A 20675-nucleotide genomic window follows, 5' to 3' on the forward strand; every position below is an offset into this window, starting at 1 on the left:
TTAGGCTTCTCCTTTAATTTTGAAATGGATACAATGTCCAAATGGATCCTGGGCTTGTAATATTCCATCTTTGTACGTAGCAATTTTGCCAATATTTTTTAAGCTTTCACATACTTGCTCTTTTTGTTTTTCATCTGCTAGTACAATTGTGAAATATTTCAACCCAACGGAATTTGGCATTTGCGGTAGTATTCCTTCGCCTTGCCACGTATTTAAACCAATATGGTGATGATAGCCACCTGCCGATACGAACAACGCGCCATTACGAGCTGGGATTGTTACTTCAAAACCAAGACCATCCACATAGAAACGTTTCGCTTCTTCTAAATCAGCTACATGGAAATGAACATGCCCCATCACAGTACCAGCTGGAAATCCACTCCATGTGCTTCCTTGCTGCAATAATTCTTCACCAGCTAACGGGTTACTAACAAATGGTAGCTCTCCATTCTCATCACGCCAAACTTCTTTTTGGCGATCATGATAAATTTCAATCCCGTTTCCATCTGGATCAGCTAAATAAAGAGCTTCACTAAAGTAATGGTCAGCTCCGCCATGCAGTGGATATACCATTTCTACAAGATGACGAAGAACGTTCGCTAAATCCTGTCTGTTTGGTAATAAAATTGCATAATGATATAGCCCTGTTCTCCCTCTTTGCTTTGGTAAAGCTTCTTTCTTTTCTTCAATGATAAGGAGTGGTTCTTCATTTTCATTCCCAAATGTAACGACTGTTTCCTCTTCTTTTAGCACTTTCATGCTTAATACTTCTGTATAAAACTCTAGTGATTTCTTTATATTTGATACGTATAAATGAACAACACCAAGTGTTGTTTCGGGATGAAGTTGAAAGCTCATCTTGTTATACCCCCATTTAAATTAGTTCTTCTTTGACATTTTCTCTTTTAAGAAATTATCTACAAAACCATCAGCTTTCGCAACAAATAAGTACGCACCCATTGCTAACAATGCAAGTTCTAATTCGAAGCCAGGATTTTTTCCATCTCCTAATAAACCAGCTGACCATTTTACTTTCACAATTGCTCCAACCATAACAAGTGCAAATAATAATCCAATATATCTTACACCTAAACCTAGAATTAACAATAGACCCCCAACTAATTCCACTGTTGCTACACCGTATGCAAGTCCTCCTGGTAAACCAATACTTGTAAACCACCCTGCAATATTGTCAATTCCCGATTGGAATTTTGTTAAACCGTGCATAAAGAACGTTACCCCTAACACGATACGAATAATTAAGTTACCAATATGTTGATTCATTTCTTTCTCTCCTTTATAGTTTTCTTATACAAAACTTTTATTTACATTACAAAACATACACTACTTTTTTTTATTCGTCAATTCATTTTCACTGGGAAAAAATATATTTTTTTTGCTATGATACAAATAGTTGTTTACAAAAAAGGAGCTTGATTTTATGAATATTGGTTCTGCAATACGTGAAATTCGTCAACGTAGAGGCATAACAATCGCACAAATTTGTGAAGGAACAGGTCTTTCTAAAGGATTTATGAGTCAGGTTGAAAATAATAAAACTTCACCATCTATCTCAACTTTAGAAACGATCTCCAATTTTTTAAACGTTCCTCTTCCCTATTTATTATTAGAACAAAAAGATCGGTTGAAAGTTGTCAAAAAAGTAGAGCGTAAATACAGTGTATACGGAAAAGATGAGCAAAGAATTGAACATGTTGCAGAGCAAGGTGGCCTTCGCCTAAATCTCGTAGAAATTCCTGCTGGGTTTCCGAAGGAAAACTCACCAAATGCCCATGAAGGGGAAGAATGTCACCTTGTATTACGTGGAAAACTAGAAGTTCAACATGGAGAAGATATTGCAATTGTAGAAGAAGGGGATTCTTTCTCTTGGAATGCATGTGTTCCTCATATCGTTCGTAATATAGGAGAAGAAACGGCATTATTACTCATCTCTAGTCATGCAGAAAATCGAAAACGTGTTTATTAAATAAAAAAGAAGCCTCTAAATCAGGCTTCTTTTTTATCCCCTTATAACTCCATAGCTTGTCCCAACTAGTACAGTCTTTTCATGTTGATTGCGATAAACTGACTCGATTGAAACCTTTTTGTATCCTTCCATCTGTTCAATATTTGTTAAAGTTAATTCACAAGTAATCGTATCTCCTGTAAAAACTGGTCTAATAAACTCACTTACTAATTCTCTTGCTATGTAATGTAATTCTTCGCCTACTTTCGTTCCAATACTAGCAGTCAATAAACCATGAACCATTAAACGCCCATTTTCATCATATTCCATATGATGCCTACCTTTATCTCCTGTAATATTTGCAAATTCAAAAACCTCTTCCTCAGTAAATCTTCTTTCGTATTTAAATACATCCCCAACTTTTATACTCATTTTGATCCCCCTGTGAACAAACAGAATTTTCTTTCATTTTATCATAAAATGAGTCTCAATCCATTTTCTATTACAAAAAGAATTAGAAATACTTATAACTGTACTATTTCTTTGCTTTTCGCTCATTTACCGATGACCATCTCTTTTCGCAACTTGATATCCATAGTACGCACATGTTCCATTTCTTGATAACTCTCTCACCTCAAAACCACAACTTCTATAAAAATCAAAATTGTTCGCAGATGTATGCGCAAACCAGTCACCGTGTGGCAGCTTTTGTAAGCAAAGAGCAACAAGCTTCTTACCTAATCCCTTTCCTCTATATTCACACTTCACAACTAAATTTACTATGTTCGCGACCATGATTCCATCAGAAATAACTCTAACCATCGCAATCATCTCTTCTTCATCCCAAATTGTAAATGCCCATGTTGAATTTTCAAATGCTATCGTGAATTTTTCAATTTGCCAAGAAGGGATATTATCATTGCTCCAACCAGCATCTTCAAACAAAGCTTTAATTGCGTATGCTGGTACACCATTCGTTCCCTCGCGAATAATGAGTCCATTATGATACATGTACATGTAATCCCCCCTTTATTTTTATATACCATTCTTCAAAAGATGCAATTTACCCTTTTTCATCCAACGCGTTTAATGGAATAAACGAGAACATCCATCCCATGAAATGAAGTTGTTTTCTCATAACTAAGCCCTGTTTTTCTAGCAACAAAGATTGAGGCAGGGTGGTCTGGATTAATAAGAGAAATTAACTTATTCATTCGTAACGCTTGGAAGCCATAGTCTCGAAATGCTGCCGCTGCTTCTTTCGCATACCCTTTTCCCCAATACTGAGGTAATAACCAATACCCAATTTCAATTTCCTCTTTTCCATCTATCTGCTGCTTTACTAATCCTGCATGACCAATTCGTATTCCCGTTTCCTTTTCAATCAATACAAATAAACCAAGACCGTTTTTATAGCTAGGAATCACCCACTCCTCTAAACTTTTTTTACACTGCATATATGTTTTTAATGTTCCATTTCCAATATAGCGCATTACCTTCTCATTTCCCCATAGTGAAGCGTAGAACTGTAAATCATCCATTGTATATTTACGAATTTGCAAACGATCTGTATGAAACATTTCTGCACCCCTTCCCACGAATTTGTTATTTATTTCACGATCATGTTTTGTATGTATATGAATTGTTACTATTTATTATAAAGTGAAACTTTAATCAGTGGGGGGTTTTGTTCATCCCCACTGATTATTAGCCCTCACCAATCGGACATTTACGGACAGTGGACCTCCAGCCTAACTTCTTTGCTCTAGCTGAATTTTGAGGCGGGAGTCTTACTGCCCCTTAATGTGGGATAAATGAACCAGCAACAAAACACGGAATATTCAATCTTACTAAATATAAAAAAGGCAGTAGACAAATATTGTCTACTGCATCCATATCATAACTAGCATAAAGAAAACTACAATTGAGGGGGTGTAGGATTTTCAAATATACTAGATACTTATCCCGTTCTAACGGGCGGTAAACTTTTCACTTTCCAAGTATATGAAAGTGAAAAGTTTACCGCACATAAGAACCTTTGCGGTCATTAAGAGAGCACCGTTAAATACTCAAATACACGCTGTGCTTTTTCTCCACCCATTCGTGCATGTTGAAGAAGGGAAATACCATGTGGACCAGGTGCATGCAATGCTTCTGGTTGTGCTACTAAAATAGCTTGTACAACTTCTAATTCTCCAAGCATAGCGGCCGCAAAAATATCTATTCGAGCACCCTTTTCTAGTAAATAGAGAGCAACATCTTTACGACCTACATGTGCCGCTGCTCCTAACGCACTTTCCCAATCTGACCCGCCCCAATTGTAAGAGGCATGAAGTAAGCTTGGAGATTCAGCCAACAGCTCCTGTACTTTTTCTAGATCCCCGTGAGCTGCCATAACAAATTCTCTTACTAACTCAGTGGTAATACATTCTTCTGTTCGCATCTTGCTCCTCCTTTTTTAGAAATTCGTTTTGGTGTAAAAAATGGCTTGTCGCTACCTTGAAAAATATCTACCTCTATGCCGAATACACGTTGGAACATTTCATGACATAACACTGCTTCTGGTATACCGTCATACTGAAGCTTCCCTCGCTTTAATACGAGTAAACGGTCACTATATTGAGCCGCTTGGTTAATGTCATGTAAAACCATTATAATTGTCATTCCAAACTCCTCGTTTAACCGTTTCACAAGTTCCATTACTTCCAACTGATGAACGATATCTAAAAAGGTTGTTGGCTCATCCAATAATAAGACATTTGTACGTTGTGCTAGCGTCATTGCAATCCAGGCACGTTGTCTTTCTCCTCCTGATAAAGATTGTAAAAGGCGATATTCATACCCTTCAAGATTTGTAACAGACAATGCCCAATCAACAATTTCTTCATCTTCTTTATTTAAGCGATTGCTCCATGATTTATGAGGACCTCTTCCAAATTCGATTAATTCTTTCACTGTTAAATCTAATTGATGATCATGCATTTGTGGTAACATCGCTAATTGCTTCGCTACATCGGCACTTTTCATTGTATGAATACTTTTTCCATCTAAAATAATATCCCCTTTGCTTTGTTTAAGTAGTCTTGCCATTAAACGAAGCAAAGTAGATTTGCCAGATCCATTCGGTCCAATTAAACTAACGACCTCTCCAGCTTTAATATGTACATTCATATTTTGCATTTGAAATCTTTCAGAATGTGCGTAAAACACTTTGTTAACGGAAATCACGTTGTTTTCCTCCTCTATGAATTAAATATAAGAAGAACGGACCACCTAAGAAGGATAATAAAATACCAACAGGCAATTCTATTGGGTCGAACCAACTTCGAGCTATCGCATCCGCGAAAACAAGTAATATCCCTCCGCCAAGGCATGATAATGGCAGCAAATATTTATAGTCATTTCCAACTAATAAACGTAGCATATGTGGTACGACAAGACCGACAAATCCAATAAGACCAGAAACACTAACTGCAATTCCAGCTAATAATGTACTTACTACTATTAAATAAAACCGGCTTCTCTCCACGTTATAACCTAATAATTTCGCCATTTCATCTCCAAGCATTAATACTCGAATATGCTTAATACCAAAGAAGGCCAATATAATAGCAAATATTGCATAATAAATAATCATGTTTAAATGTGCCCAACTTACACCACCAATGCCACCTGCTAACCACGGTAACACGGATTGTACTTTGTCACTATGTAATAACATTAACGCTGACGTCGCTGCACCAATTAACGCATTGATCGACACACCTACTAAGACAATCCTTGAAGGTGGTGCCCCTTTTTGCCATGATAAAGCATAAATGACCATCGCCGTTATGAAAGCTCCTAAAAATGCCCCGAGCGGTAAAAATGCCATATGCTGAGGGAATAAAATCATAATTACAATTGCTACAAGGCCTGCTCCAGATGAAACCCCGATAATACCAGGGTCTGCAAGAGGATTTCTCATAACCCCTTGCAGCAGGGCACCAGATGCGGCTAAACATGTCCCTACTATAAATCCAACGAGCACTCTCGGTATACGAAGATCCCATACAATTCGATGAACCGTCGAACCTTCATCTTGTATGCCTGTTAGAATATCTCGTAAAGAAAAGGATAGGCTTCCTGCGAAAAGGCCGTAAAAAAGACCTAGAATCGTTAATACAACTAAAGTAACTGCTATTATCCATCTTTTTTTCGCAAAAGGATGTTCCTTTTCCCTTACTACTTCGCTACTTTCCATACTTATCATTTCCTTACATCTTGTATACTTTTATACATAAAGTCCATTGCTTCTGTAACTTTTGTTCCAGGATTTGACCCAAATAAGTCTGGTGGCAAAATAACTACACGGTTTTGTTTTACTGCATCTAAATTTTTCCACGCTTCATTTTTCATCATTTCGCCTTCAAATGCTTTTTTAACGCTATTTGGATCCCCATGTGTAATTAAATAAATCACATCTGGATTTGCCTCAATAATACGTTCTACACTTAGCTGCGCATATTGCGGATATTCCTTCATTTCTGGAAAGTCAGCCGCAATATTTTTCCCGCCCGTTTTCACTAAAATGTCACCTGATAGAGATGTTGGTAGTGCTGCTAAATAAGTACCTGGTGCTCCGTACACTAACAGTGCTTTCACATCACTCTTTTTCTCATATGTCTTCATTTGATCATTAATCTTTTGATTAAGTTCTTTTGCTTTATCTTCTTTCTTCATTATCGTTCCATATAGTTCAATATTCTTTTGAATATCTTGTACAGAATTCGCAGAAGAAATCATTACTTTCGTTCCTTGTCCTTCAACCGTTGGAACATTCTTTTGGAACCCATTGTTAGCAATAAGTACATCCGGTTTCAAACTAGCAATTTGCTCAAAATTCGGTTGATGTGCATTCCCGATTACTTGTACTTTCTTTAAATCCTCTGGAAGAGTTATTTTTGCATCCGGACGACCTACTATTTTTCCGCCTAAAGCATGAATAATATTCATGTCCCCCATACTTAATGTTGCAAAACTCTCTGGCACTTTATCGAACGTTACCTTTCTTCCTGACAGGTCGGTAACTTCGATTTTCTCTTTTCCTTTTTCTGTTTTTGTTGCAGATGCTTTTTCGTCTCCCTTTGCATTGCAACCTATTAACAAGAAAAAAATAGATAAAATCGCTGTGAATAGCGTAATAGATTTTTTCATTCTTCCACCTCTAACTGATAATGATAATCACTGACTACTATTCTACTTTAATTGATAAGGATTATCATTGTCAATATAAACCGCATACACTTTATAGAAAAACAAAAAGCGTTACAAAAAAGATTCCTTCTTTTTGTAACGCTCTATTTATCAATATTATTCACATTCGTTTCCCTCTAACTGTTCTCGCATCACTTTCACACGCTGAAAGAAAAAGAATGATAAACTTAAAAATACAACGGTGCTCCCCATCATAACAAAAGATTGTATTGTTTCTTTTGCTCCATTCGGAATCCATAAGCCAACCATTAACAATGTACTTACAGCGAGAAGAATTTGTCCGAACCGAGTATAATCTTCTATTTTTCCCTGTAATTCTTTCATTATATTCTCACTCCTCTATTTCACTGTATCATATTCTATTAAACTTAAAGACCAGTAAATACAGCCATTCTGGGAGATGTTTTCCAAATAAAAAAGAGCCGCTTTATTGCGACTCTTTCATAACCATTACTCTCCTTTATATGCTTCCATATAAATTTCTTTCAACTCTGAAATGAGAGGTAATTTTGGGTTAGCTGTTGTACATTGATCTTCAAAAGCTCTTTCTGCTAATAATCCAACAACCTCTTCAAATCGGTCGTTAGCAACTCCTTGTCCTGCAATACTCATATTTATATTTAAGCTTTTTCCAAGCTCAATAATTGCTTGGACGAGTGATTCCACACCTTCTGCTTTCGAGCCTGCTGGAAGCCCGAGCATTCTCGCAATATGTGCATAACGTTCATCAGCCACAAAGTGCTCATATTTTGGGAACAATGCGTGTTTTCTTGGCTTAATAGCATTATAGCGAACTACGTGCGGCATAAGAATTGCATTCGCACGCCCATGCGGAATATGAAATTCCGGTCCAATTTTATGCGCTAAGCTGTGATTAATACCTAAGAAAGCATTTGCAAATGCCATCCCTGCGATTGCAGAAGCATTATGCATTTTTTCTCGTGCTTCTTCGTCATTTCCATCTTTAAATGCTCTTGGTAAATATTTAAATACGAGATCAATAGCCTTTAATGCTAATCCATCTGTATAGTCATTTGCTAGAACAGACACATACGCCTCGATTGCATGCGTTAATACGTCCATACCAGTATCTGCTGTTACATGTGGTGGTACTGTCATTACAAACTGTGGATCAACAATTGCTACATCTGGTGTTAATTCATAATCCGCGAGCGGATACTTTATATTATTTTTCTTATCTGTAATAACCGCAAATGGTGTCACTTCTGATCCCGTTCCTGATGTCGTTGGAATCGCAACAAACTGCGCCTTATTTCCTAATTCCGGATATTTACATGTACGTTTTCTTATATCTAAAAACTTCTGTTTAATGCCATAGAATGTCGTTTCTGGATGCTCATAGAATAACCACATTCCTTTTGCTGCATCCATAGCTGAACCACCACCAAGTGCGATAATTACATCTGGCTTAAAGCTTCTCATCATTTCCGCACCTTTAAAGACAGTTTCATCTGATGGATCTGGTTCAACCTCAAAGAAAATTTCAACTTTCACATCATTTGCATGCTTGTTTAAATAGTGCGCGACTGTATCTACATAGCCATGTTCAACCATTCCAGGGTCCGTTACAATAAATGCACGTGAAATGTTAGGCATATTTGCTAAATACGCTGTAGCATGTTTTTCAAAATAAATTTTTGGTGGCAATTTGAACCACTGCATATTCTTTTTTCTATTTGCCAGCCTTTTTATATTTAATAAGTGAGTCGCTGTTACATTTTGGGAAACTGAATTCTTTCCGTATGAACCACAACCAAGTGTAAGTGATGGAATAAATCCATTGTATATATCCCCTATTCCACCTTGTGATGAAGGTGCATTTACAATGAGACGGCAAGCTTTCATACGTAACCCAAATTGCTTTTGCACATCTTTATTTGTAGAATGGATAACTGCTGAATGTCCTAAACCACCGAGGTTCAACATTTCTTCGCAATATGTAAATCCTTCTTCTAATGAATTCGCCTTCACACAAGCTAATACTGGACTCAGTTTCTCACGAGATAACGGATATGCTGCTCCGATACCTTGAATTTCAGCTACAAGCATTTTTGTATGTTCAGGAACAGTAATCCCAACTAATTCGGCAATATACTGTGCTGATTTCCCTACAATATCACTATTTACTGCACATGTATTTTCATTAATAACAAGCTTTTCTAATTTTCTTCTCTCTTCTTCTGTTACAAAGTAACAATTGTTTTCAATCATTTCTGTTTTCACATCATCATAGATTTCTTTATCGACAATGATTGCTTGTTCCGATGCACAAATCATACCGTTATCAAATGTTTTCGATAAAATTAAATCATTAACAGCTCGTTTTACATGTGCTGATTTTTCTATATAACACGGTACATTACCAGGACCAACGCCTAACGCTGGTTTTCCAGTAGAGTAAGCTGATTTCACCATACCAGCGCCTCCAGTTGCTAGAACGAGTGCTACACCGTCATGGTTCATTAATTGTTTCGTCGCTTCAACAGACGGTCTTTCAATCCATTGAATACAATGCTTTGGTGCACCAGCTTTCATCGCTGCATCATATACGGTTTTCGCCGCTGCCACAGAACATTTTTGTGCTGAAGGATGAAATGCGAAAATAATTGGATTTCTCGTTTTTATCGCAATTAACGCTTTAAACATTGTTGTCGACGTTGGATTCGTTACTGGCGTTACTCCAGCTACTACACCGACAGGTTCCGCGATTTCTATTATTTCTTCGTGAGGATCTTCGTGAATAATTCCTACCGTTTTATCCTGCTTTATACTATGCCAAATATATTCAGTGGCAAAAATATTTTTAATGCATTTGTCTTCATACACACCACGGCCTGTTTCTTCAACCGCCAATTTTGCTAGCGGCATATGTTGATCAACACCTGCTAATGCCATTTCATGAACAATGTTGTCAATTTCCTCTTGTGTAAAACTTTCTAATGCTTGTAAAGCTTGTTGACCATTATTTACTAGCGTATCAATCATCTTTTTTACTTCCTGCATTTCATTTACAACTTTCTCTTTGACTACCATGTAAACTTCCTCCTATTCTACTATCACGGTCATTATATGTCCCTATAGGTCAAAATAAGTCCCAATTAACATAAAAAAATAGAGATGCTTTCCTACATGAATTTCATTGTTTGTGAAATGTTTCACAAGATTGTTCATGAATAACATTTCCTGAATTCAATATACATGAAATCATTTCGTTTGTGTATGTCTATTTTGTGAAATATTTCACAAAATAATGTAATAAAAAATGCACTGCTAATATAAAGCAGTGCATTTTTTATTACGCTAGCGCTTGTGCTAAATCTTCAATTAAATCTTCACCATCTTCAATACCGACAGAAATACGAATTAATGTATCTGTAATTCCTAATTCTTTGCGGCGATCAGCTGGGATTGATGCATGTGTCATTTGAGATGGAATAGAAATTAAACTTTCTACTGCTCCTAAGCTTTCAGCAAGTGTAAAGTATTGTAGTTTCTCAAGTACTTTATTTAATGTCTCTTCACTATCTACATCAAATGAGATAATAGCACCAAATCCGTTTGCTTGTTCTGTTGCTAATTCGTGGTTTTGATGTGATTCAAGACCTGGGTAATATACTTTATTTACTTTTGGATGATTATTTAAGAACTCAGCAATAGCGCGTGAATTCGTTTCATGTTCTTCCATACGAATTCCTAATGTTTTTAAACCACGAAGTAGTAAGAAGCTATCTTGTGGCCCAAGAATGCCTCCTGTTGAGTTTTGTACAAAGTGAAGGTCTTCTGCTAATTGCGGGCTGTTTACAACTACTAGGCCTGCAACTACGTCACTATGACCTCCTAAATATTTCGTTGCACTATGAAGTACAATGTCTGCTCCTAAAGAAATCGGCGACTGCCAATATGGCGTCATGAATGTGTTATCGATAATTGTTAATAAATCTTTCTCTTTAGCAAGAGTAGATATTTTCTTAATATCAGTAATTTTTAGTAATGGGTTCGTTGGCGTTTCTACATAAATCGCTTTCGTATTTGGACGAATCGCTTCAACAACTTCTTCTAGGTTTGTTGTATCTACAAATGTATGCTCAATACCGAAGCGGTTTAATACTTTCGTAATAACGCGGTACGTTCCGCCATACACATCATCTGTTAAAATAACGTGATCACCTTTTGAGAATAACATAATTGTAGCTGTAATAGCAGCCATTCCTGAACCAAATGCAAATCCAGCATGCCCGTTTTCTAATACAGCAATCATTTCTTCTAAAGCTGCACGTGTTGGGTTACCTGTACGTGAATATTCATATCCTTGATGCTTACCAACCGCTTCTTGTTTGTACGTACTTGTTTGATAAATCGGTACATTTACAGATCCAGTTGAAGGTTCTCCTATGCGAATACCATGAATTAACTTTGTCTTTGCTCTCATTTTTTATTCCCATCCTTTGTATATGTCTTTACTTAAATAGCGCTCACTACTATCAGGAAAAATCGTTACAATATTTGTACCTGGTGCTGCTTTCTCTGCTTCAAGTAAACTTGCATGAAATGCTGCTCCTGAAGAGCTTCCAACAAGCAGTCCTTCTTTTTGCGCTAATTCCTTCACTCGTAAAAATGCATTTCGATCAGAGATTGTATGAATTGCATCAAAATAAGATGTTTTCAAAAATGGCGGAATGAATTCAAGGCCAATCCCTTCTGTTTCATGAGAACCAGCTTTACCACCATTTAAAATGGATCCTTCTGGTTCCACAATAACCGTTTTTATATCTACATTTTTTTCTTTCAAATAAGATGCAGTCCCCATGAATGTACCACCAGTTCCTGCTCCTGCAACAAATATGTTAATCTCTCCGTTAAGTGCCGACCAAAGTTCAGGACCTAGTGTTTTGAAATACGCACGCGGGTTTGCTTCATTCGCAAACTGACTTGGAGAGTATGAATTCGGTATTTCATTTACTAATTCTTTTGCTTTTGCAATTGCGCCGGTCATCCCTTGTTCAGTTGGTGTATGCACGACCGTTGCGCCCAGTGCTTTCATTAATTCTTGCTTTTCAATACTAAATTTCTCTGGTACACAAACAATAACGCGTAAATCATGTTGTAACGCTGCAAGTGCCAGTCCAATACCAGTATTTCCAGCAGTCGGTTCAATAATTGTTCCACCCTGGGTAACAAGCCCTTTTTCTAACGCATCTTCAATTAATTCTCTTCCTAAACGGTCCTTAACGCTTCCGCCTGGGTTATAAAATTCAAGCTTTGCAAATAAACGGACCCCTTCTGGAAGTGAAAAACGAGTAATTTCTACAATTGGTGTATGACCAATCAACTCATGAACTCCACGATATACATTCATCGTGTTCTCCCCCTTATTTGCCAATAAAGAAAAGGCAACTGTATGTATTTTCTTTATATGAGACAGTTGCCTTTTTGTTACATTACTTTAACTCTTCTAGTACTTTCACGATAAAGTTTGTAGAATGAAGAGCTGCTTGATCTAAAAATTGATCAAATGAAACATTTGATTCTTTACCAGCAATATCAGAAAGTGCACGAATAATAACAAACGGAACTTCATATTGGTGGCATACTTGTGCAACAGCTGCTGCTTCCATTTCTACTGCATAAAGATCTTCAAATTTATCACGAATTGCTGCAACGCGGTTCGGATCACTCATAAATGAATCACCTGTTGCAATCATACCTTTTACAACTTGAATATTTTCTTCTGCCTGCATACATTTCTCAGCTAATGCAACTAATGCTTCATCAGCCTTGAATCCAGGCGGCATTCCTGGTACTTGACCATACTCATAGTTAAATGCTGTTACATCTACGTCATGATGACGAACTTCTGTTGAAATAACTACATCTCCAACATTTAGAGAATGATGGAAGCCACCAGCTGAACCAGTATTAATTACTTTTTCAGGCTTATATCTTTCTAATAAAATTGTCGTTGACATCGCTGCATTTACTTTACCAATACCAGACTTTAACAAGATTACTTCATGTCCTGCTAATTGTCCTTTCGTAAATTCACAACCCGCAACCGTTTCTGTTTCTGCTTGTTCTAATTTGTCACGTAAAATACGTACTTCTTCTTCCATTGCTCCAATTACAGCAATTCTCAATCTAATCCCTCTTTCTATTGCTTAGTTGCCTCCATTACCCAAACGAAATGATTTAATCTCGTAAACGTTACATGGAAGCCATTGTTTTCAAAAATAGACTGCATGACTGGAATACGTGTATAGTATTCCGTTTGCAAATCATTTGCTAACTGATGAAAACCTCTTTGTTTTGCTGTTTCAACAGTTTTATCATATGCATCTTGATCTGCAAATATCGTATCAGCAAACACTATTTTACCACCTTTGTTTAGCAATTGACTATACTTCGCAATCGCTACATTTTTTTCATCATCTGTTAAATGATGAAATGCATAGGTGCTTACTATGGTATCAATTGAATTTGGGACTTCAAACGAAAGAAAATCACCTTCTGTAATGGAAAACTCTTGCGGCAATTTCTCTTTCGCAATCATGCGCATTTCACGTGACGGTTCTATACCGTAAACTGTGCGGCCAGCAAGTAATAACTTATTTGTTAAATTACCTGTACCAACACCAAATTCTAATACATTACCAAATGACTTGTTAACTACATCCTCTAGAATGTCCTCATAATGGGCGAAAACTTCTTTATATTGTATATCTTCGCCTTGTACAAATGAGTCGTACGTATGAGCCCACTCATCAAATAAACCATTAAATTCTGTACCCATAAAAATTCCCCTTTTTCTTATCGGTTTTATCAGTATGATATGCCCTCTTTCCAAAAATGTCAATTGAAATGTACATGGTATTTCCTTCTTTTCTTTGTTACACTATAGTTGATTACATAGGAGAGGGGTCGTCTTCGTGTCATTTACCTTTGAAATGTTAGAAGATAAAGTAGAGTTTTTCGAAGCAGGAGACTTAGCTTCTTTGGAACGAAAAATTAGTGAACAAATCGATAATAATAAAGCACTTATGCTTGAAGTTCATCACATCTCGCATCAAATGGTTATGGATCCTGAAAGCAAAAGGCCATATTATAGCGCGGTTGTTCATTTTAAATTAAAAAAATTACGCTAACTAAAAAAGAGAAGCTCCTAAGGAGCTTCTCTTTTTTAGTTTAGAGTTTGAACAAGTACTGGCTTCCAGCCCTCATTGTCTACCCAATCAATATTCACATAATATTTTTTACCTGATTGTTTATCTTGTACGTTACCGTAAGCTTTATTCTTACCGTTATTTCCAATTCTATGGATAACTAATTGATTTACTGGAACGTCAATTGCAGCTGAAATCGCTTGATTCATCTCATTCCAATCTGCTGTACCTTTTTTAAACGTCATCGCAGGTGTTGCACCTTGCTCTGTACCTACTGGCTTCCAAGAAGATTTCGTATAAGCATCTGTTGCCTGTGACTGTGTTTTTTCAGCTGGTACTTTCTCGTTAGCTTTCGCTTCTTCTTCAGCTTTTTTCTGTTCTTCTTCAGCCTTTTGCTTCTCTTCTTCCTTCTTCTTAGCTTCTGCCTTATCTTGCTCGCTCTTCTTCGTCTCTTCTTTGCCTTTAGCTTTCTCAGACTTATTCTCTTTCGTTGTTTGCTGAGCTACTTTTTTATCGCTAGAAGACGCTTGTTCTTTTCTTTCAGGAACAAACAATTGATATGATACAATAGCTACTAATATTAATACAATTGCAATTGCAATATTTAAAACACCGTTTTGACGACGTTTTTGTTGTTTCTGTTGGAATCTAGATCCTCCTGCCATTCTTCAAACCTCCATGCAGTTTTTCATACTTGCTATTGTAACATTAAATCTAGAAAGGTTGAACATTTACAATAATATTTTCACGAAATGAAAACATTTCACTATGAATTGCAAGATTACTTTTCATTCTCTAATCGATAGATTGATTCTACGATAGCTTTGAAAATAGGTGTAACTTTATTTACACTGCTATTCGTTTCTATATCCACGACAACTAAAGCATATTTTGGATCTTCATATGGAAAATAACCTGCAAACCAACGATTCACTTTCGTCCCTTTTCCTGTTTGCGCTGTCCCAGATTTTCCAGCGACACTTAGTGGTAACGACCTGAATGCTGATCCTGTTCCTTTCTCCGTTGTTACAACGCCCCTTAATAACTCTTGTAATGTTTTCACCGCTTCATACGAAAGCTGTTTTCCACCTAATGTATGGTCTTCAAATGTATAAAAGTCCGTTCCATTTTTATACATTATTTTTTCCACAGCTTTCACTTCCATCTTTTCTCCATCCCTAGCAATCGTCGCCATCATATTTGCAATCGCTAGAGGTGACATGCGTACATCTTTCTGTCCAATTGCTGTTTGCGCTACCGCCTTTTTACTATTCTTATTTCCTTCACTACCCCAAATCGTAACTCTCTTCTCCTCTGGCATTTGTTCAAAATGAGTTGTATGAAATACAGAACCTTTCCATCCAACCTTACCAGCGGCTCCTAAAGCTGCTACGTAAGTTTCTAATACCATCTTATCCTTTTGTATTAGCTCATTACCTAACTCTGAAAATGTCCTGTTACAGCTTCTAGCAAAGCTCTCTTTAAAACTAAGTGTACCCATCATAACTTGTGGGTGGTCTTCACCATATAAATCTTGATTACAATTAAATGTACGATTCAACACATTTTCATTTTGATCAATCACTGCCGCTGCAACTATTGTTTTAAAAACAGAACCAGGAAAATGTGGTGTCAACATTTGATTTTCAAGTGTAGTTGTATATAAACGCTCATCCTTCATCTGCACAGATGGTTTACTGACCATCGCTAAAATTTCATTTTTCTTTACATCAAGTAATACTAATCCCCCCTTCTTTATTTCGCTTGCTTCAACCACTTCTTCTGCTTTTTGCTGTAACCTGTTATGTAAAGTCGTTTGAATCGTCACTGGATAAAACGGATTTCCAGGCGCAGTATATTTTGCTTGTTTTCCAAAAATCGGTTCTCCTTGTCGGTCCACTTGATACAATACTTTTGCCTCTCCATCGGTCAAAAGAAATTCATCAAATGATTGCTGCAATCCTGAAATGCCAATTGGCGTTTGCCTTGAAATTTTTCTTACTTCTCCGTATCGTTTTTGAAATTCTCGTTCATTCTCCCCCACATCACCAATTAAATGATTCATCGCGCCAGTTTGCCGTAAACGAACTTCAGTTGCTACAATACCTAATACATTTAATTGATTTACCTTCTCCATCTGCTCTCGTGCCAATCGAAATGGACCATTTCCCCTTTGCATGATAAATGCACTTTTCTTGTCTTTCATTTGACTTTCAATCTCTTGTCTCGACACACCAATGATATGCGCAATTTTCTCTAACATGTCATTTTTTATTTGTAGAAATGGAAAAACAATTAAAACAGGATACTTTTTCTCACCTATGTCCTTACCGTTCCGATCTATAAAATGGCCTCGTCCATCATCTACGGTAATGGATTGCGTCCGTTGTGTAACACTTTTTTCAATTAAATTTATCTTACGTTTTGTAAATGATTCTGTATCTATAATTTGTATTTGAACTAAACGACAAAGTAAAATAAGCATGACACATATAAAACAAATTAGAACAATTGTGATTCTCCGTTTTATCTTCATAAAAAAACACCTCGTCTATTATAGTTTGGACGGAGTGTTTCATCTTTTATACAAATAAAAAAATCACCCGCTTTTACACGAGTGATTTTTTATTATTTTACAGAGATAATCTCTACTTGCATTTCTCCACCTGGAGTTTGGATTGCTACCTTCTCACCAATTTGCTTACCTAATAAGCTTTTTGCAATTGGAGAATCGTTAGAAATTCTTCCTTCAAATGGATCTGCTTCTGCGCTACCTACGATTGTGTAAGATTCTTCATCTCCACCTGGTAACTCTTTAAATGTTACTGTTTTACCTAATGTAACAACTGTAGATTCTTCACCGTTATCTGTGATGATAACTGCGTTACGAATCATGTTTTCTAATTGTGTAATACGTCCTTCTACGAATGCTTGCTCATCTTTCGCTGCATCGTACTCAGAGTTCTCAGAAAGATCTCCGAAGCTGCGTGCAATCTTAATTCGCTCTACAACCTCTTTACGTTTTACCGTTTTTAAATCTTCAAGTTCGTTCTCTAGCTTTTGCTTACCCTCTTGCGTCATAGGGTATGTTTTTTCTGTTGCCATATTTTCCACTCCTTTTATATACCAATCCCCCGAAAAAAAAGAGGAGTTCCATATGAAAACTCCCCCACTTATATGTATAGCGGAGGTTTCTAGCACGCCTGTACTAGCGGAGTTGTCACATACAACCCCGTATTCCCAATTCTTCTTTATATAAAGAAGATATGTATGGAAAGTTGATATAAATATGCCCTCACCTATATATAGATGAGGTTGCATGTTTCATTGTATTCGATAGGAAGGGAAAAAATCCCTTCCTATCGTATATCTTTTACTATGCTATTACAAATTTACTTTTTGTTCAAGAATTGTTGCAATTTTTGTCACCATAATATCAATTGCAACATGGTTTTGTCCACCTTCAGGGATAATAATATCCGCAAATTTCTTAGAAGGCTCAATAAATTGATTGTGCATTGGACGTACAACACTTACGTATTGATCAACAACTGAATCCATCGTACGACCGCGCTCTTTAATATCACGCTGCATGCGGCGCAGGATACGAAGATCTGCATCTGTATCAACGAATAGCTTAATGTCCATTAACTCACAAAGACGTGGGTCTTCTAAAATAAGAATTCCTTCTAAAATAATTACATCTTTCGGCTCAACTGGAATAACTTCTTCTGAACGCGTATGCAATGTATAGTCATATACAGGCTTATCAACTTGCTCATATGCAAGCAACTGCTGCAAATGTTCAATCAACAGATCATTATCAAACGCAAGCGGATGATCATAATTTGTTTTTAAACGCTCTTCCATTGGTAAATGGCTTTGATCTTTGTAATAATAATCTTGCTCTAAGATTAAAATAGAATGACCTTTAAAATGGTCAAAAATCGCTTTCGTTACACTCGTTTTACCTGATCCCGAACCACCAGCAATTCCAATTACAACAGGCTTATTCGTCCCCATTCGACTATCACTCTTTCTTATTGAAGTATGCTTTTGCGCATCATATTATTCACATACACTCGTTGATCCACTTTGAATTTCACGATTTGCAACGGATGTCTCGCTGCATCTAATTCGTTTCCATCCTCATCCCAAATCTTCTCCACCGTTTGCGTAAAGTTTTCTATTTCTGGCCCAAAGAACTCCACTTCATGTCCTGGTTTGAAATGATTACGTTGCTCAATCGTTACGATGCCCGTTTCTTCATTATAATCTAACACTAAACCAGCGAAATCATACGTTGTTTTCTTACTATGATTTCCAAACATTTGCTCTTGATGTCCTGGAACCCCTTCAAAGAATGCAGGAGCTGTATCACGATTTGCACATTTATCCAGCTCATCTAACCATTCTTGTTTAAACTCAAAGTTATCAGGATCCGCACAATACGCATCAATTACTTTACGGTATACCGTTGCTACAGTCGCTACGTAATGGATTGATTTCATACGTCCTTCAACTTTTAAGCTATCAATTCCAATTTCAATCATTTTCGGAATTGATAAAATTAAATTTAAGTCTTTTGGACTCATTGCAAAGTGAGCATCATCTTCTTGGAATAGAGGAAGCTCTTTTGCATCTTTATGTTGTGATACTGTTTGAACTAAATCATAGTCCCAGCGGCAAGATTGACAACACCCACCACGGTTAGAGTCACGCGCTGTCATATGGTTACTTAACGTACATCTCCCTGAATATGCGATACACATTGCACCATGGACAAATGCTTCAATTTCAATATCCACTTTTTCTTTAATTTCTTTCATTTCTTCATAGCTTGCTTCACGAGCTAATACAAGACGATGTAAACCTTCTTCTTTCCAATACTGTGCTGCTTTCCAGTTGGATAGTGATTGTTGTGTACTTAAATGCACTTCAACAGAAGGCGCTACACGTTTACAAGTCTCAATAATAAGCGGATCAGCAACGATAATTCCCGTTACGCCAGCTTTTTCAATCCCTTTTAAATATTCCTCTAGCCCGTCCATATTTTCATTATGTGCAAAGATATTTGTTGTTACATATATTTTTGCTCCATATTTCTTTGCAAATTCAACGCCTTCTGCCATATCTTCCAGCGTAAAGTTACCTGCATTCGAACGAAGACCAAATTCTTGTCCACCTAAATATACAGCATCTGCCCCGTAATGGATAGCTACTTTTAATTTTTCTAAGTTACCCGCAGGGATTAACAGTTCAGGTTTCTTCACAATAACGCGCTTGCCATCGATCACTCGTGAAATTTCTTGTACAGTCATTTCCTACACCCTCCTCGTTTAGTAAACCGTTTCTTTAAAGAAGAATCCTGTGTCTAACGGACGATTTACTGGTTGCATTTCTTCTATTTCTTTATATAGAGCATCTTTCACGTCATAATACGCATCACGATCTTCCACACATAAATCAATCGCTTGACGATATTTCTTCGTTACTTCAATAATGTATTCTGAGCTTTTTAGTACACCATCGATTTTTAAGCTGTCAACTTCAGCTTCGATTAGTTCCTCTAATTCATCGATGAAACAAATATCGTTCGGACTCATAATATGAGTACCATTTTCATCTTCATAGATTGGATATTTATTGTTACGCTCTGGGTCATATAAGAACATATTCTCTTCATATTTTTTCTTTTCAATGTCAAGATTACGTCCTTGATACTCAAAGTAGTTTCCTACTAATGAACGCTTCGATTGGAACATACAAGTCATACCGTGAATTTGTACTTCTAGTTCCACTTCAGCATTTTCTTTTAAATCAACAATTTCATCTAAGCTAAGCTCACGAGCTAATATAGCACGCTTAGCTCCTCGTTGTCCCCAGTAATTACAAGTAAACCAGTTCGTTGCTGTCGTTTCTGTATTCCAGTGCAACTGCATATTTGGCGCTACTTCACGAACAGCCATTAATACCGCTGGATCCCCAAAAACAATTGCATCTACATTCACTTCGTTTAAAAATGAAACGTAATCTGTTAATTCTTCTACTTTATCGTTGTGGAACATAGCGTTCATTGCTACGTATACTTTCACACCATTTTCATGTGCGATCCTCACAGCTTGCTTCACATCTTCACGTGAAAACTCCCCCGCTAAACGTAAACCAAACTTTTGCTCACCGATCATTACCGCATCTGCTCCTGCTTTCGCAAGAGGTTCGATATCCGCTACCGCTCTTGGCGTTACTAACAATTCAGGCTTCTTCATACCTTG

23 protein-coding genes are annotated in these 20675 nt (G+C 36.9%); 2 read left to right on the plus strand and 21 right to left on the minus strand.

Features of this window, described 5'->3' with window-relative positions:
• Positions 1-858 (minus strand): VOC family protein, encoded by an 858-nt coding sequence (locus tag KZZ19_RS21305; RefSeq protein ID WP_088097818.1) that lies wholly within the window; start codon positions 856-858, stop codon positions 1-3.
• Positions 859-879: 21 nt separating this feature from the next.
• A complete protein-coding gene (locus KZZ19_RS21310) occupies positions 880-1284 on the minus strand; it encodes a DoxX family protein (protein WP_001071557.1) in 405 nt (134 codons plus the stop codon).
• A 157-nt stretch (positions 1285-1441) separates the two neighbouring features.
• Between KZZ19_RS21310 and KZZ19_RS21315 the strand changes: the two genes are divergently transcribed.
• Positions 1442-1987: a helix-turn-helix domain-containing protein gene (locus tag KZZ19_RS21315; protein ID WP_001020698.1), complete on the plus strand. Its 546-nt coding sequence runs from the start codon at positions 1442-1444 to the stop codon at positions 1985-1987.
• A gap of 33 nt (positions 1988-2020) precedes the next feature.
• On the opposite strand, the gene KZZ19_RS21320 is transcribed toward KZZ19_RS21315, so the two are convergent.
• The 13 genes from KZZ19_RS21320 to KZZ19_RS21380 all read right to left on the minus strand — a co-directional run bounded on the left by KZZ19_RS21320 (position 2021) and on the right by KZZ19_RS21380 (position 14030).
• Positions 2021-2398, minus strand: coding sequence for a MaoC/PaaZ C-terminal domain-containing protein (locus tag KZZ19_RS21320; RefSeq protein ID WP_000025009.1), 378 nt, complete (start codon positions 2396-2398; stop codon positions 2021-2023).
• Between the two features lie 126 nt (positions 2399-2524).
• Positions 2525-2983: a GNAT family N-acetyltransferase gene (locus KZZ19_RS21325; RefSeq protein WP_088097819.1), complete on the minus strand. Its 459-nt coding sequence runs from the start codon at positions 2981-2983 to the stop codon at positions 2525-2527.
• A gap of 56 nt (positions 2984-3039) precedes the next feature.
• A complete protein-coding gene (locus KZZ19_RS21330; protein ID WP_237979596.1) occupies positions 3040-3618 on the minus strand; it encodes a GNAT family N-acetyltransferase in 579 nt (192 codons plus the stop codon).
• 395 nt (positions 3619-4013) lie between these two features.
• Positions 4014-4409, minus strand: coding sequence for an ankyrin repeat domain-containing protein (locus KZZ19_RS21335; protein ID WP_237979544.1), 396 nt, complete (start codon positions 4407-4409; stop codon positions 4014-4016).
• Positions 4376-5194: an ABC transporter ATP-binding protein gene (locus tag KZZ19_RS21340; protein WP_237979545.1), complete on the minus strand. Its 819-nt coding sequence runs from the start codon at positions 5192-5194 to the stop codon at positions 4376-4378. The genes KZZ19_RS21335 and KZZ19_RS21340 overlap by 34 nt, the downstream gene beginning before the upstream one ends.
• Positions 5181-6209, minus strand: a complete 1029-nt coding sequence (locus tag KZZ19_RS21345; protein WP_140392554.1) for a FecCD family ABC transporter permease — start codon at positions 6207-6209, stop codon at positions 5181-5183. Before KZZ19_RS21345 ends, KZZ19_RS21340 begins: the two co-directional genes overlap by 14 nt.
• A 5-nt stretch (positions 6210-6214) precedes the next feature.
• Entirely contained in the window at positions 6215-7162 is a 948-nt protein-coding gene (locus KZZ19_RS21350; protein ID WP_098341763.1) for an ABC transporter substrate-binding protein, read from the minus strand.
• A gap of 156 nt (positions 7163-7318) precedes the next feature.
• Positions 7319-7546: a YrhC family protein gene (locus KZZ19_RS21355; protein ID WP_088097825.1), complete on the minus strand. Its 228-nt coding sequence runs from the start codon at positions 7544-7546 to the stop codon at positions 7319-7321.
• Positions 7547-7672: 126 nt separating this feature from the next.
• Positions 7673-10276, minus strand: coding sequence for a bifunctional acetaldehyde-CoA/alcohol dehydrogenase (gene adhE, locus KZZ19_RS21360; protein WP_237979546.1), 2604 nt, complete (start codon positions 10274-10276; stop codon positions 7673-7675).
• Between the two features lie 262 nt (positions 10277-10538).
• Positions 10539-11672 (minus strand): bifunctional cystathionine gamma-lyase/homocysteine desulfhydrase, encoded by a 1134-nt coding sequence (locus KZZ19_RS21365; RefSeq protein WP_001201921.1) that lies wholly within the window; start codon positions 11670-11672, stop codon positions 10539-10541.
• A gap of 3 nt (positions 11673-11675) precedes the next feature.
• Complete coding sequence (locus KZZ19_RS21370) at positions 11676-12599, minus strand: O-acetylserine dependent cystathionine beta-synthase (RefSeq protein WP_001103872.1); 924 nt, start codon at positions 12597-12599, stop codon at positions 11676-11678.
• A gap of 82 nt (positions 12600-12681) precedes the next feature.
• Positions 12682-13377, minus strand: a complete 696-nt coding sequence (gene mtnN, locus KZZ19_RS21375; protein ID WP_001217038.1) for a 5'-methylthioadenosine/S-adenosylhomocysteine nucleosidase — start codon at positions 13375-13377, stop codon at positions 12682-12684.
• 14 nt (positions 13378-13391) lie between these two features.
• Entirely contained in the window at positions 13392-14030 is a 639-nt protein-coding gene (locus tag KZZ19_RS21380; protein WP_098670110.1) for a class I SAM-dependent DNA methyltransferase, read from the minus strand.
• A 136-nt stretch (positions 14031-14166) separates the two neighbouring features.
• On the opposite strand from KZZ19_RS21380, the gene KZZ19_RS21385 reads away from it, so the two are divergent.
• On the plus strand, positions 14167-14382 hold the full coding sequence (locus KZZ19_RS21385) for a YrzA family protein (RefSeq protein WP_000010984.1): 216 nt from the start codon (positions 14167-14169) through the stop codon (positions 14380-14382).
• A gap of 35 nt (positions 14383-14417) precedes the next feature.
• Here the strand turns inward: KZZ19_RS21385 and KZZ19_RS21390 are convergent, their stop codons facing one another.
• From KZZ19_RS21390 to KZZ19_RS21415, 6 genes are all read right to left on the minus strand, one after another.
• Complete coding sequence (locus tag KZZ19_RS21390) at positions 14418-15065, minus strand: YrrS family protein (RefSeq protein ID WP_088097830.1); 648 nt, start codon at positions 15063-15065, stop codon at positions 14418-14420.
• Between the two features lie 116 nt (positions 15066-15181).
• Entirely contained in the window at positions 15182-16936 is a 1755-nt protein-coding gene (locus KZZ19_RS21395; RefSeq protein ID WP_237979547.1) for a peptidoglycan D,D-transpeptidase FtsI family protein, read from the minus strand.
• Between the two features lie 92 nt (positions 16937-17028).
• Entirely contained in the window at positions 17029-17505 is a 477-nt protein-coding gene (gene greA / locus KZZ19_RS21400; protein WP_000179964.1) for a transcription elongation factor GreA, read from the minus strand.
• 279 nt (positions 17506-17784) lie between these two features.
• On the minus strand, positions 17785-18423 hold the full coding sequence (gene udk / locus KZZ19_RS21405) for a uridine kinase (RefSeq protein ID WP_048562247.1): 639 nt from the start codon (positions 18421-18423) through the stop codon (positions 17785-17787).
• A gap of 17 nt (positions 18424-18440) precedes the next feature.
• Positions 18441-19721, minus strand: a complete 1281-nt coding sequence (locus KZZ19_RS21410) for a peptidase U32 family protein (RefSeq protein ID WP_088097832.1) — start codon at positions 19719-19721, stop codon at positions 18441-18443.
• An 18-nt stretch (positions 19722-19739) separates the two neighbouring features.
• Positions 19740-20669 (minus strand): peptidase U32 family protein, encoded by a 930-nt coding sequence (locus tag KZZ19_RS21415; protein ID WP_237979548.1) that lies wholly within the window; start codon positions 20667-20669, stop codon positions 19740-19742.
• Between the last annotated feature and the right edge of the window lie 6 nt (positions 20670-20675).

Origin of the sequence: Bacillus thuringiensis, from assembly GCF_022095615.2 — a bacterium.
Lineage (GTDB): Bacteria > Bacillota > Bacilli > Bacillales > Bacillaceae_G > Bacillus_A > Bacillus_A cereus_AG.

Excerpts from the sequence above, each read along its gene's own strand:
- KZZ19_RS21305 (WP_088097818.1), bottom strand. The coding sequence starts at position 858 with ATGAGCTTTCAACTTCATCCCGAAACAACACTTGGTGTTGTTCATTTA.
- KZZ19_RS21355 (WP_088097825.1), bottom strand. The coding sequence starts at position 7,546 with ATGAAAGAATTACAGGGAAAAATAGAAGATTATACTCGGTTCGGACAA.
- KZZ19_RS21345 (WP_140392554.1), bottom strand. The coding sequence starts at position 6,209 with ATGGAAAGTAGCGAAGTAGTAAGGGAAAAGGAACATCCTTTTGCGAAA.
- KZZ19_RS21310 (WP_001071557.1), bottom strand. The coding sequence starts at position 1,284 with ATGAATCAACATATTGGTAACTTAATTATTCGTATCGTGTTAGGGGTA.
- KZZ19_RS21395 (WP_237979547.1), bottom strand. The coding sequence starts at position 16,936 with ATGAAGATAAAACGGAGAATCACAATTGTTCTAATTTGTTTTATATGT.
- KZZ19_RS21365 (WP_001201921.1), bottom strand. The coding sequence starts at position 11,672 with ATGAGAGCAAAGACAAAGTTAATTCATGGTATTCGCATAGGAGAACCT.
- KZZ19_RS21410 (WP_088097832.1), bottom strand. The coding sequence starts at position 19,721 with ATGACTGTACAAGAAATTTCACGAGTGATCGATGGCAAGCGCGTTATT.
- KZZ19_RS21390 (WP_088097830.1), bottom strand. The coding sequence starts at position 15,065 with ATGGCAGGAGGATCTAGATTCCAACAGAAACAACAAAAACGTCGTCAA.
- KZZ19_RS21325 (WP_088097819.1), bottom strand. The coding sequence starts at position 2,983 with ATGTACATGTATCATAATGGACTCATTATTCGCGAGGGAACGAATGGT.
- KZZ19_RS21315 (WP_001020698.1), top strand. The coding sequence starts at position 1,442 with ATGAATATTGGTTCTGCAATACGTGAAATTCGTCAACGTAGAGGCATA.
- KZZ19_RS21320 (WP_000025009.1), bottom strand. The coding sequence starts at position 2,398 with ATGAGTATAAAAGTTGGGGATGTATTTAAATACGAAAGAAGATTTACT.
- greA (WP_000179964.1), bottom strand. The coding sequence starts at position 17,505 with ATGGCAACAGAAAAAACATACCCTATGACGCAAGAGGGTAAGCAAAAG.
- KZZ19_RS21415 (WP_237979548.1), bottom strand. The coding sequence starts at position 20,669 with ATGAAGAAGCCTGAATTGTTAGTAACGCCAAGAGCGGTAGCGGATATC.
- KZZ19_RS21370 (WP_001103872.1), bottom strand. The coding sequence starts at position 12,599 with ATGAATGTATATCGTGGAGTTCATGAGTTGATTGGTCATACACCAATT.
- adhE (WP_237979546.1), bottom strand. The coding sequence starts at position 10,276 with ATGGTAGTCAAAGAGAAAGTTGTAAATGAAATGCAGGAAGTAAAAAAG.
- KZZ19_RS21350 (WP_098341763.1), bottom strand. The coding sequence starts at position 7,162 with ATGAAAAAATCTATTACGCTATTCACAGCGATTTTATCTATTTTTTTC.
- KZZ19_RS21380 (WP_098670110.1), bottom strand. The coding sequence starts at position 14,030 with ATGGGTACAGAATTTAATGGTTTATTTGATGAGTGGGCTCATACGTAC.
- KZZ19_RS21335 (WP_237979544.1), bottom strand. The coding sequence starts at position 4,409 with ATGCGAACAGAAGAATGTATTACCACTGAGTTAGTAAGAGAATTTGTT.
- udk (WP_048562247.1), bottom strand. The coding sequence starts at position 18,423 with ATGGGGACGAATAAGCCTGTTGTAATTGGAATTGCTGGTGGTTCGGGA.